The organism is Burkholderia sp. AU45388 (assembly GCF_030481585.1).
GTDB classification, from domain to species: domain Bacteria; phylum Pseudomonadota; class Gammaproteobacteria; order Burkholderiales; family Burkholderiaceae; genus Burkholderia; species Burkholderia sola.
In genome coordinates, this window is sequence record NZ_JAUJPV010000001.1 from 820,056 (window position 1) to 829,419 (window position 9,364).

6 protein-coding genes and 1 pseudogene are annotated in these 9,364 nt (G+C 64.5%); 5 read left to right on the forward strand and 2 right to left on the reverse strand.

The features are described from left to right. The first annotated feature begins 2,244 nt into the window (after nt 1-2,244). Nucleotides 2,245-2,553, forward strand: a complete 309-nt coding sequence (locus QZM72_RS03785) for a hypothetical protein (protein WP_089471656.1) — start codon at nt 2,245-2,247, stop codon at nt 2,551-2,553. Nucleotides 2,554-2,705: 152 nt separating this feature from the next. Here QZM72_RS03785 and gcvA read toward each other — a convergent pair whose 3' ends face one another. Beyond that, nucleotides 2,706-3,611 (reverse strand): transcriptional regulator GcvA, encoded by a 906-nt coding sequence (gcvA, locus tag QZM72_RS03790; protein ID WP_301737212.1) that lies wholly within the window; start codon nt 3,609-3,611, stop codon nt 2,706-2,708. A 140-nt stretch (nt 3,612-3,751) separates the two neighbouring features. Here gcvA and QZM72_RS03795 point away from each other — a divergent pair, with 140 nt between their 5' ends. Further along, nucleotides 3,752-5,050, forward strand: a complete 1,299-nt coding sequence (locus QZM72_RS03795; protein ID WP_301737213.1) for an adenylosuccinate synthase — start codon at nt 3,752-3,754, stop codon at nt 5,048-5,050. 300 nt (nt 5,051-5,350) lie between these two features. Continuing rightward, on the forward strand, nt 5,351-6,301 hold the full coding sequence (locus QZM72_RS03800) for a LysR family transcriptional regulator (RefSeq protein ID WP_301737214.1): 951 nt from the start codon (nt 5,351-5,353) through the stop codon (nt 6,299-6,301). Between the two features lie 169 nt (nt 6,302-6,470). On the opposite strand, the gene QZM72_RS03805 is transcribed toward QZM72_RS03800, so the two are convergent. Next, the gene (locus tag QZM72_RS03805) at nt 6,471-7,325 is read right to left on the reverse strand and encodes an AraC family transcriptional regulator (protein WP_301737215.1); all 855 of its coding nucleotides are present in this window, start codon (nt 7,323-7,325) and stop codon (nt 6,471-6,473) included. 720 nt (nt 7,326-8,045) lie between these two features. Here QZM72_RS03805 and QZM72_RS03810 point away from each other — a divergent pair. Then, a complete protein-coding gene (locus QZM72_RS03810; protein WP_301737216.1) occupies nt 8,046-8,927 on the forward strand; it encodes a LysR family transcriptional regulator in 882 nt (293 codons plus the stop codon). A gap of 225 nt (nt 8,928-9,152) precedes the next feature. Beyond that, a pseudogene (locus QZM72_RS03815) lies at nt 9,153-9,364 on the forward strand (efflux transporter periplasmic adaptor subunit); the annotation flags it as partial.

Genomic DNA, 9,364 nt, shown 5'->3' on the forward strand with positions numbered 1-9,364 from the left:
ACTATCTGATCCAACTATCAGAGAAATAAGGAAAAATTCGCGTTTGGCGACTTATTCAGAGCCCCATATCCGTCTACCTTTTGATCAAAATACATCCCAGAAGCTGCTACCTTTCTTGGACCGGCAGGGCAACCCGGCACAAGATTTGCCGCGCGAAGGTAGCCATCCATGGGGGCAAACGAGCGGAATCGAGATCGCGGGGAAGATTCGTGGTGCCTCGCAACACGGCCGCCGTTTTCTCCCATAACTTGCTACCTTCGTCGATTCCCATAGGCGGGTACCTGTCCGCATGGTCGACAGCGTCGCTCTCCGGCTTGAAGGTGTAAATCGCCCCCATAAACGGCAACCATTCGTTTTCCCCATAGAAGGTAACCTGTCCGTGGCATCGGCCCTGTCTATGGGAAATCTTCACGAAGCCTTCGAGCGAATGGCAGCAAATTGGTCAAGACCGGCTCCCACAAATAGGTACCTTCCAGATCCCCCATAACTGGCTACCCAAGGAAAATCGCTGTGCATGTTCCGGACAATCAACCAGGAAAAGCACCCCATAAAAGGCTACCTTCATGTGTTCCCATAGACGACTACCCACCGCGATTTACGGTCGCTTTCCCATAAGCGGATACGTTGGCCCCATATCCACAACCCTGTTTCCCCACAACACGGTACCCCAACCCCCAAATCCACAGACCTGAAGCCCCAAACCCTTCCACCTGTGCTCCCATAAATGGGTACCGAACACCCCTCAAAGCCTTACCAGACAAGACTGTGAGCCGTCTAAAAGTAGTTAAAGAAGTAAACGTGGTTTACCAAAGATGTAAACACACGTGTGCTTGCACAGAAAGACGAACCCCATAAACCGCTACCCATGGGAGTCGTCTGTGGGACATCCACCGTCAAGATTCCTCGATACAGGCCTAGTTGGCCTTGTTTGACATACCGTCTCTAGAAGGCTCTAGGTCTGACAAGGCCTTCCGAAGAGGTAAGTGCCCACTCACAAATGGTGAAACGTAGAAACTTATGGGAGGAAATTCCCAGATTCGCCGGAGAGGTTCCCGTTTATGGGACTCCAAACCGCGCCTCGTGACACCCTCTGAACCTGTGACTGACGAGCCGGGCGAATCCAGTGGCATCCTCCACAGCAGTTCGAAATCATCCTGGACTGCCCGCGAATGGTTTTTTGTACTCGCGCGGCCTCGTCTCCGGACAAAGTTTTGTCAATTGCGTGTGATGCCGCTCGCCAAATTTAGCCCTGTGGACTGTGCCCGAAGGAATCCGATCCCGGCTGTTTTCCATCCCGCATCCCGTCCGTTTTTCTACCTTTGGAACACCACCAGCGAAGTCCTGCTCGGTCCGTGGGCATCGTTGCGAGCCAACGTGAAGATGTCGTGCGTGCCGAAACTCACCGCAATCGAATTCCTCGATGCTCCCGAACATGCTCACCTTCCGAAGGACCGGATTCCCGTAAAAGCTCACCGACCGGGCCGGGGCACAGGTATAAGCAAGCTGTGTGGATCTCAACCCTCGTCCACATAAGGAACCATCGCAAACAAGAAACGACCGGCATCCCAGTGTGACGCCTGAGGGTCGGCAAGCCGGTTGCACAGACGGACAGGCCTCCTGGCGATGGACATATCGACCGACGAGCGCTGCACGCTCATGAGCGGTTTCAGTGCATTCGTGCAGCTACTCGGGCCGATGTCTTCACCGCTCGCGCAGCCCCGCCTTTTTCGTCAGACCTGCGGGTCGACAACCCGCTTTGTCTCCACACAGCGGCAACCTTCCGCACCACAGTGCGGCAAGCGGTACCGAATGGATCACCGCACGCCACGACGACGCCACGTAATCGGCTTGACCGTCGAAGAAACGAATCGTGGTCGTTTATGGGAGAAACCGTCGCCCGAGCGGCATCGACCGATAACGTTGCGCACTGATCGACTGCTGCTGCGGTGATCGTGAAAGCACGACGATCCTCACGTCGCGCATGAGTGTATCGATATCACCACCAGTGAAACGCCCATCGGCGCGTCGCACCGCATCGAGTACCGCGGTTGCCGTCATCGAGCGCACCGACCGCGTCGTCTCCCATACGTGTATCCCGAATTCCGTCAGCACGTTGACGCCATAATTTTTGCGACACGGTTATGATGCTCGGGTCCTGACTGCGACATGACGACTAGTCAGGGCAGGGGCGGTATCTCGATGGTTTTTCAAACCGTGATAGTCATCAAAAAAGAGAGTTCAGCGATGCGAATCCAGATCAGAAAACTCACGCTGGCTGCTACCGCAGCCGCTTTCCTGTTTGGCTCGGCGGCGCCGGCGTTTGCGCAGGAAACCGCCAGCGCGCCGGCCGCACAGGACGCCAAGGCCGCGAAGAGCGAAGCGCGCAAGGCAGCCAGGGCCAAACGCAAAGCCGAACACAAGGCTGCGCGTGCGAAGAACACCGCCGAGTTGAAGAAACTCGAAGACGCCGGTTACAAGCCGGCGGCCAATGATCCGAACTATCCGCAAAACCTGCAGAACGCGGAGAAGAAGGCCGGCGCTGCAAGCCAGTAAGCGTCGTCCGGCGGCAAGCCACGGTTCGTCCACGGCTTGCCGCATGTGTCGCGGTCGCGCGATGCACGAAGGCAAACTCATTCCCCACGTTTTTCCAATTCGATTTGGAATCCTTCGTGTCGTGAAGATGTACGACACCCAGGCAGGGACAGTCAGCGCCGCCCGCCCGACGCCGTCGCGCTGCCCGTTGCCTTCAGCCAGTTCTTGAACGCGCGTACGGCATCGTCGTCCGCGCGCGCGGACGCCACATACGTAAAGTAGCGCCACGGCGGCAGTGCCGGTTCGCTGAACGGCTGCACGAGGCGGCCTTCCGCGATGTCGTCGGCCACGAGCGCGATCGGCCCCATCGCGACGCCGAGCCCGTCAAGCGCGCCTTGCAGCGTCAGGTAGAAATGCTCGAGCGTGAGCGAATGCCGCGGTACGAGATTCGGCTGCCCGGTCGCCGCCAGCCACTCCGGCCACATGCCCGGATAGGTTGCCGCGTGCAACAGCGTGAAGCCGGCGAGATCGGCAGGCGTGTCGAGTGACCGGCCCTCCAGCAACTTCGGCGCACACACCGGCAGCCGGACTTCGGACAGGAATTCCTCCGCGACGTACCCGTCGATGGCCTGTGGGCCGCCGCGAACGATCAGGTCGACCTTGTCGCGCAGCTTGTCGATCGGCTCGTTCGACGTCGACAGCCGCACCTCGATGGCCGGATGCGCGACCTGGAACGACGACAGTTTCGGGACGAGCCAGCGCAACGAAAACGTCGCGGGCGCGCTGACGCGCAGCACGCGCTGCTGCGCGTGGCCGAAATGCTGCGCGGTGGCAAGCGCGATCCGGTCGAACGAAGCACCGACCTCGGCGAGGTAGGCGCGGCCCGCGGCGGTCAGTTCGACGCGCCGGTTGTGGCGCTCGAACAGCGGCCGCCCGAGCCACGCTTCCAGTTGCTGCACGTGCCGGCTGATCGCGCCGTGCGTCACGCACAGCTCGTCGGCGGCCAGCGTGAAGCTGCCGAGCCGCGCGGCGGCTTCGAACGCGCGCAGCGAATTCAACGGAGGGAGTCGTCGGGCCATTGCATCGTTTCGCGTGACATTTACTCACACGACGGTTCAGGTTTAATCGTTTGATCGGGTGATCATGCTCCGCCAATATGGCACACAAACGGCCAACCGGGCCGAACGAGTGTCTGAATTTCTCACATGGAGTACGGAGCATGTCGAACGTGGTGGTCGTGGGCGCCCAATGGGGCGACGAAGGCAAGGGGCGCGTCGTGGACTGGCTGGCGGCGCAGGCCGATCTCGTCGCACGCTACAACGGCGGTCACAACGCGGGCCACACGCTGGTCGTCGGCGGCCACACGTACAAGCTGGCTCTGCTGCCGAGCGGCATCGTGCGCGGCAAGCGCGGCGTGATCGGCAACGGCGTGGCGCTCGATCCCGAAGCGCTGCTCGCGGAAATCGGGCGGATGGCCGCGCTCGGGCTGTCGGTAACGCCGGAGAACCTGTCGATCGCCGAGAACGCGACGCTGGTGCTGCCGATTCACCGTGCGATCGATGAGGCGCAGGAGCGTTTGCGTCGCGAACCCATCGGCACCACGCTGCGCGGGATCGGGCCGGCCTACGAGGACAAGGTCGGGCGTCGCGGGCTGCGTGTCGGCGATCTCGCGGAGCCGGGCGGGCTCGCGGCCAAACTCGACGTGCTCGTCGACCATCACAACGCGTGGTTCCGAGGCCTCGGGCTCGACGAATACGATCGCGACGCGATGCTGGCGACACTCGTCGCGCTTGCACCGAAGATCCTGCCGTTCCTGCGTCCGGTCTGGGCCGATCTCAACGACGCGACCGATCGCGGCGAACGTATTGTGTTCGAGGGCTCTCAGGCCGTGATGCTGGACATCGACTGGGGCACCTATCCGTTCGTCACGTCGTCGGGCACCGTGGCATCGGCCGCGGCGGCCGGCACCGGGCTCGGTGCAACGAAGCTCGGCCACGTGCTGGGTGTGACGAAGGCGTATGCGACGCGGGTCGGCGGCGGACCGTTCCTCACCGAGCTGATCGACGCGACCGGCGAAATGCTGCGTGCGCGCGGACAGGAGTTCGGCGTCAACACGGGGCGGCCGCGACGCTGCGGATGGCTCGATGCCGCGCAACTGCGTCAGGCGGTCAGAATCTCGGGCATCGATTCGCTGGCGCTTACCAAGCTCGACGTGTTCGATGGTTTCGAGTCGATCGGGCTGTGCGTCGGTTACGAATTCGACGGCGCGCGCGTCGACCATTTGCCCGCGAGCCTCGATGCGCAGTCGCGCGCGAAGCCGGTTTACGAACGGTTCGAAGGCTGGGAAGGCTCGGTGAAGGGCGTGCGCGAGCGCGCGGCGCTACCGCGGGCCGCGCAGGACTTCATCGCGCATATCGAAGCCGTGGCGGGCGCGCCGGTTTCGATGATCACGACCGGCGCGGAGCGCGACGACACGATCGTGTTGCGCAATCCGTTCGACGTGGCGGCCGCCGCGTAATGCGCGAGATGCGCAGCGCGTCGATCGAAAGCGGGATCATGGTCGGCGGGTAGTTTTGCCGACTGCCGCGGTTGGCCCGTCGGCACCTTCGATACGCAGGCCCGCCCGGCCCGGATGCCGCGCGGCGAGCGGCTCCGCGGCACGATTCGGCAGCACGGATCGTGCCGTATACGGCGAACTGGACACGCCTGCAACGCTGCTGTACTGTTCCGCACAATTCGCGCCAGACCGGCGTGTGCCGGTGCTGCCGGCGCCCCGGCCGCACGGCGGCGCGACGTGACAATCCCCGGGGGCAGGTCGATGGACACGTTACAGATGATGCGCATTTTCGTCCGGGTCGCGGAAGAGGGCAGCTTCACGAGCGCGGCCCAGCGTCTGGACATCACGACGGCCTATGCGTCGCGTTCGGTCTCGCAACTCGAAACGCATCTGCGCACGCGCCTGCTCAACCGCAGCACGCGCCGCATCGCGCTGACCGATGCCGGGCAACGGTATCTCGACCGCTGCCAGCGCATCCTCGGCTATATCGACGAAGCGGAAGCCGAGGCGGCCGATGCACAGGCGAAACCGTCCGGACGGCTGCACGTTCACGCGACGACGAGTTTCGGCCAGTCCTACGTGATGCCCGCGGTCGTGCGTTACCGCGAACGCTATCCGTCGGTCGCCGTCGAGCTGACGCTGTCGCAGCACGTGCCCGACATCATCGACGAAGGCTACGACGTGTCGCTGCAGTTGAGCACGACGGAGCTGCCCGATTCCGGGCTGGTGTCGCAGCGGCTCGGCGACGTGGGCAGCGTGCTGTGCGCGTCGCCGGACTATCTGAAGGCGCGCGGCACGCCACGCACGGTGAGCGATCTCGCCGGGCATGCGTGCCTGCGGCTCGTCACGCCGCTGTTTCCGCGCGACCGCTGGCATCTCGACGGCCCGAACGGCCGCGAAACGGTCGAATTGCCGACGCCGGATTTTCAGGTGAATATCGCCGATGCACTCGGCACCGCGCTGCGCGCGGGGCTCGGGATCGGCTCGCTGCCGATGTCGGCTGCGCTGCCCGCGCTCGCGAGCGGCGCGCTGGTGCGCGTGCTGCCCGATTACCGGTTGCAGAAGCTGACGGCCTATACGTTATATGCGTCGCGTCAGTATCTCGATGCGAAGATCCGCACGTTCGTCGATTTCCTGCGGGAATGCGTGCCGGAGATGCTGGCCGCCGACGAGGCTGCGTTGAACGCTTGCTGCGTGTCCCGTCATTCCTGATTCACGCATGATCGATGCGTGAGTGCCGAGCCCTGTCTTTCGGTTCAATTTAAATAATTCGCAGTACTGTGTTGAAGGCAGGCGACGAATGCATGGGCGCGGAGCGGTCCGGACAGCGATGCCCGGCCACCGGCACGTCCTTACGAAAGCGTTTTCATGCGATACCCGTTCATGGTGCGACGCGCGACAGCGGCACCGCTTCGCCGCGCAGCCTCGCGACGTCGCGGCCCGGCGCATCGCCGAACAGCCGTGCATATTCGCGGCTGAATTGCGACGCGCTTACATAGCCGACACTGCGGCACGCCTGCCGCGCATCCATCGCCGACAGGCACATCAGGCGGCGCGCCTCCTGGAGCCGCAGCACCTTCTGGCATTGCAACGGACTCATCGACGTGACCGCACGGAAGTGATGGTGGAAGGTCGACGGGCTCATCTCCACCTGGCGCGCGAGCGCGTCGACCGCCATCGGATCGAGATAGTGGTCGCGAATCCAGGCGACGGCGCGCGAGATGCGCTGGGTCGTCGAATCGGCGTCGCCGATCTGCGCGACGCGCGCACCCGACGGGCCGCGCAGCAGCCGGATGAGGATTTCGTCGACGATCAGCGGTGCGAGCAGGTCGAGGTCATCCGGTTGTGCGATCAGTTGCATCAGCCGCGCGACGGCGTCGACGATTTCGGGCGTCGTATCGAGCGTGTCGAGTGCGCGGGAGTCGACGGCTTTCGGCAGCCCGCGCGGAAAGACGACGGGCGTGAGCGCCGCGATGCGGTGCGGATCGAGTTCGAGCTGCGCGTAAAGAAACGGCTCGGCCGGGTTCGCTCGCGTCACGCGTCCGGTCACGGGAAGGTCGGCCGTGGCGACCAGCATCCGCGATTCGTCGATCGTGTAGGTATCCTCGCCCACCCGCATCGACTTCGCGCCTTGCCCGACGATGCTCAGGCACGCGTGGTGCACGCCGTGGCTCCACTGCGGCGGCGGCGCGGACGCGCGCGCGACGCGCATGCCGCGCAGCGGAAGGTCGAACATGCCGTCGTGCGGCGCGTACGCAGCGATCAGCGCCGCGAGCCGGGCAGCCGGCGATCGGGCCGCCGATCGAGCATCGTGATCCGGTGGGTGGCGCGGTTGCGGCGGCGTTCGGGCGTCGATTTCCATGTTGCGTGAGCGGTTGGCGGAGTGGGCGATGCAATGCGCGCGCTGCGGTTCGCTGCCGGCGCGCAGGCACGGCGGTCACATCGTACGGCCAGTTGCGTGCGCGGGATTGCCTAAACCTGTCCGAAATTAGCCCGATCATCCGGACCTGCATGGTCGGCGGCCGCGTCGCCTGTCGTCGCATGGTGTGCGGCGCACAAATTCGGAAATTAAGGCAAAACAATCGCAGGATCGGGCAAGCCATTTGCCCGCGGTTTCCCTACCATTGCACCTGCTGAAGGAAATGCGATTCGGCGTGCCCGGATGATGCGGGCAACCCCGCCCGCGTGACGCGCGGCCGCCGCCGGCCTTGCCGCGTGCGTTGCCGCCGCGAATCGCCGGGAAAGACTCAGGACTGCTATTGAACGATCGTGCATCGGGCTTACCGAGGCCGGTTTGCGTCCGTTGCAAGCCGCGCTTGCGCGTTGCGAACGTCCCGACCGACCCGGCTGAGCCGGTGTCGGGGCCGCCGTATTGGCCAGGCCGATGCGGGCCGGCTGTGGCGCGGCGTCGGGTGCAGGTAGACGGGCAGTCGTCCGCGCAGGGAAATCCGGACAAATGGACCAACTTCAATCGATTCGGGCATTCGTGACGGTGGCAAGGGAAGGCGGGTTTCGCCGGGCGGCGACGCGGTTGCGCGTGTCGACGGCGATGGCGAGCCGGCTGGTCGATGCGCTCGAAACGCGCCTCGGTGCGCGCCTGCTTCAACGCAGCACGAGCCACCAGTCGCTGACGGAAATCGGCGAGCTGTATCTCGCGCGCGTCGAGCGGATTCTCGGTGCGATCGACGAGATCGACGGCCGTTTCGTCGCGATGGGCAGCAAGCCGGAAGGCGTATTGCGCGTGGCCGCTCCGGTCGCGTTCGGGCTCAGCCAACTGAGCGCGCTGCTCGATCGTTTCGTGCACCGGTTTCCAGACGTGCGGCCGACCGTGACGCTGACCGATGCCCACGTCGACCTGACTAGCGAGGACATCGACGTCGCGTTCCTGACCGACGGCATGCCGGTGTCCGGCGCGCACGCGTTGCATACGCTGGCCGCGTACGAATCCGTGCGCGTCGCGGCGCCGGCTTACGTCGCCGCGCACGGCGGCGCGGCCGCGTCCGGCGACTGGCCGGACATCGCGACCGTGCGGCTGGAGTTGCCGGCGGCCGACGACGACCCCGCGGCCGGGATTCGATCCGGCGCGGCGGCCGGCAATACGGGCGTCGGCCATCTCGAGATGGCGCGGCGGCTGGCCGTGGCCGGCATGGGTGCGGCGGTGCTGCCCGCGTATCTCGTCGATGCCGATCTGGCGGCCGGTACGCTGGTGCGCGTGGCCCCGCTCCATCCGCTCGCGCCCGTCACGCTGAAGCTCGCGCATGCACGTGCCGCACGTCTGCCGGCCGCCGCGCGTGCGTTCATCGAATTCGTCGGCGCCGCATTCCGGCCCGCGCGCTAGCAGTCTGGCCGAACCCGCGGCAACGCGCGCCCGCCAGGGCCGCGGGCTCGCCGTTCTTTTTTCGGAAGCAGTTCGGCGAACGAACGCTCCGCAGGGTGCAACGCACATCCGCAACACGTGTCCGCATCCGCGGCGAACTGGAAGCTGCAGGTTCGCCGCGCGTCAGGACCATGAGGAGATCTGGTGATTCCCATTGAAGGTCGTCTAATTGTGAGAGGTCGCTCCATGCGCGTCGAACGGGTTCCATACCGCTTAATCACTGTCGCAACGGCTGCCGTTTTCCTGGCCGCGTGCGGGAAAAAAGAATCGACACCGCCGCCGCAAACGCCGGAAGTCGGCGTCGTCACCGTCCAGCCGCAAGCCGTACCGGTCTTCACCGACCTGCCGGGCCGCACCAGTGCATTCCTCGTCGCGCAAGTGCGCGCACGGGTCGACGG